The organism is Salmonella sp. 741265055_HSA, assembly GCF_046569525.1.
GTDB lineage: Bacteria > Pseudomonadota > Gammaproteobacteria > Enterobacterales > Enterobacteriaceae > Salmonella > Salmonella enterica.
Genome location: NZ_JBKFSQ010000081.1, coordinates 1 through 2484 on the forward strand (window position 1 = coordinate 1; position 2484 = coordinate 2484).

A 2484-nucleotide genomic window follows, 5' to 3' on the forward strand; every position below is an offset into this window, starting at 1 on the left:
CTGCGCGTCGGCGGGATGGTGATGCCCGGCAGCGTCAGGCGCGACCCGGACTCGCTGAAGGTGAACTTCAGCCTCTACGACGCCGAAGGGGCGGTGACGGTGAGCTATGAGGGGATACTGCCGGACCTGTTCCGCGAGGGGCAGGGGGTGGTGGTGCAGGGCACCCTGGAGAAGGGCAACCACGTCCTGGCGCACGAGGTGCTGGCCAAACATGACGAGAACTACACCCCGCCGGAAGTGGAAAAGGCGATGCAGGAAAACCACCGCCGCCCGCAACGCGCTGATAAGGACACCTCATCATGATGCCTGAATACGGCCACGCGCTGCTGTGCCTGGCGCTCGGCGTGGCGCTGCTGCTGTCCGTTTACCCGCTGTGGGGCGTGGCGCGCGGCGACGCGCGGATGATGGCGTCGGCCGGGGTGTTTGCCTGGCTGCTGTTTATCTGCGTGGCGGGCGCGTTTTTCGTGCTGGTACACGCCTTTGTGGTTAACGACTTCACCGTGGCCTATGTCGCCGGCAACTCGAACACGCAGCTGCCGGTGTGGTACCGGGTGGCCGCCACCTGGGGGGCGCACGAGGGCTCGCTGCTGCTGTGGGTGCTGCTGATGAGCGGCTGGACCCTGGCGGTGGCGGTGTTCAGCCGGCCGGTGCCGGCGGATATCGTCGCCCGGGTGCTGGCGGTGATGGGGATGGTCTGCGCCGGTTTTCTGGTGTTCATCCTGTTCACCTCCGGCCCGTTCGCCCGCACGCTGCCGGCCTTTCCGGTGGAGGGGCGCGACCTGAACCCGCTGCTGCAGGACCCGGGGCTGATTTTCCACCCGCCGCTGCTGTACATGGGCTATGTCGGCTTCTCGGTGGCCTTCGCCTTCGCCATCGCCGCGCTGCTGAGCGGGCGTCTGGACAGCGCGTTCACCCGTTTTGCCCGCCCGTGGACGCTGGCGGCGTGGGTGTTCCTGACGCTGGGCATCGTGCTCGGCTCGGCGTGGGCCTACTACGAGCTGGGCTGGGGCGGCTGGTGGTTCTGGGACCCGGTGGAGAACGCCTCCTTTATGCCGTGGCTGGCGGGCACCGCCCTGCTGCACTCGCTGGCGGTCACGGAACAGCGCGCCGGCTTTAAGGCGTGGACGCTGCTGCTGTCCATCTGCGCCTTCTCGCTGTGCCTGCTGGGCACCTTCCTGGTGCGCTCCGGGGTGCTGGTGTCGGTGCACGCCTTCGCCTCCGACCCGGCGCGCGGAATGTTTATCCTCGCCTTTATGGTGCTGGTCACCGGCGGCTCGCTGCTGCTGTTCGCCGTGCGCGGGCACAGGGTGCGTTCGCGGGTGAACAACGCGCTGTGGTCGCGCGAGTCGCTGCTGCTCGGCAACAACGTCCTGCTGATGGCCGCCATGCTGGTGGTGCTGCTGGGCACCCTGCTGCCGCTGGTGCACAAACAGCTGGGGCTGGGCAGCATTTCGGTGGGGGAGCCGTTCTTTAACACCATGTTCACCTGGCTGATGGTCCCCTTTGCCCTGCTGCTGGGGGTGGGGCCGCTGGTGCGCTGGGGCCGGGACCGGCCGCGTAACATCAGGAAACTGCTGTGGGCTGCCGCTGTCACTACCCTGGTGCTGTCGGTACTTTTGCCATGGCTGCTGGAAGATAAAATCATCGCCATGACGGCGGTGGGGATGGCGATGGCCTGCTGGATTGCGGTGCTGGCGGTGGCCGAAGCCGTACAGCGCGTGTCCCGCGGCGCCAGGATTTCCCTCAGCTACCTGGGGATGGTGGCGGCGCACCTCGGGCTGGCGGTGACGATTACCGGCATCGCCTTCAGCCAGAATTACAGCGTGGAGCGTGACGTGCGGATGCGGGCGGGCGACAGCGTGACCATTCACGACTACCGCTTCACCTTCCGGGAGGTGCGGGACATCACCGGCCCCAACTACCGCGGCGGGGTGGCCCTCATCGGGGTGACGCGCCACGGCGAGCCGGAGGCGGTGCTGCACGCGGAGAAACGGCTCTACAACACCAGCCGGATGGTGATGACCGAGGCGGCGATTGACGGCGGGCTGACCCGCGACCTGTACGCCGCGCTCGGGGAGGAGCTGGACAACGGCGCGTGGGCCGTGCGCCTGTACTACAAACCGTTTGTCCGCTGGATATGGGCCGGGGGACTGCTGATGGCGCTGGGCGGGCTGCTGTGCCTGGCGGACCCGCGCTACCGCCGCCGTAAACCCTTGCCGGAGGCCGGATGAAACGCAACGTACTGTTATTACCGCTGCTGATTTTTCTGCTGATTGCCGCGGCGCTGCTGTGGCAGCTGGCGCGCAACGCGCAGGGGGATGACCCGACGGATCTCGAATCGGCGCTGACCGGAAAGCCGGTGCCGGCGTTCCGCCTGGAATCGCTGGAGACGCCGGGTCAGTACTATCAGGCGGAGGTGCTGACGCAGGGGAAACCGGTGCTGCTTAACGTCTGGGCCACCTGGTGCCCGACCTGCCGCGCCGA

Annotated in this window: 3 protein-coding genes; all 3 read left to right on the plus strand. The window is 67.5% G+C overall.

The genetic code is table 11. The annotated features are described in order from the left end of the window. On the plus strand, positions 1-303 hold a 303-nt coding region (locus ACLD4K_RS21905), incomplete at its 5' end, for a cytochrome c maturation protein CcmE (protein WP_411012504.1). After that, the gene (locus ACLD4K_RS21910) at positions 300-2231 is read left to right on the plus strand and encodes a heme lyase CcmF/NrfE family subunit (RefSeq protein WP_411012505.1); all 1932 of its coding nucleotides are present in this window, start codon (positions 300-302) and stop codon (positions 2229-2231) included. The genes ACLD4K_RS21905 and ACLD4K_RS21910, both read left to right, overlap by 4 nt. Then, on the plus strand, positions 2228-2484 hold a 257-nt coding region (locus ACLD4K_RS21915), incomplete at its 3' end, for a redoxin family protein (RefSeq protein WP_411012506.1). The genes ACLD4K_RS21910 and ACLD4K_RS21915, both read left to right, overlap by 4 nt.

Bases quoted from the DNA above. Each gene is read 5' to 3' on its own strand.
- ACLD4K_RS21910 (WP_411012505.1), top strand. From the start codon at position 300: ATGATGCCTGAATACGGCCACGCGCTGCTGTGCCTGGCGCTCGGCGTG.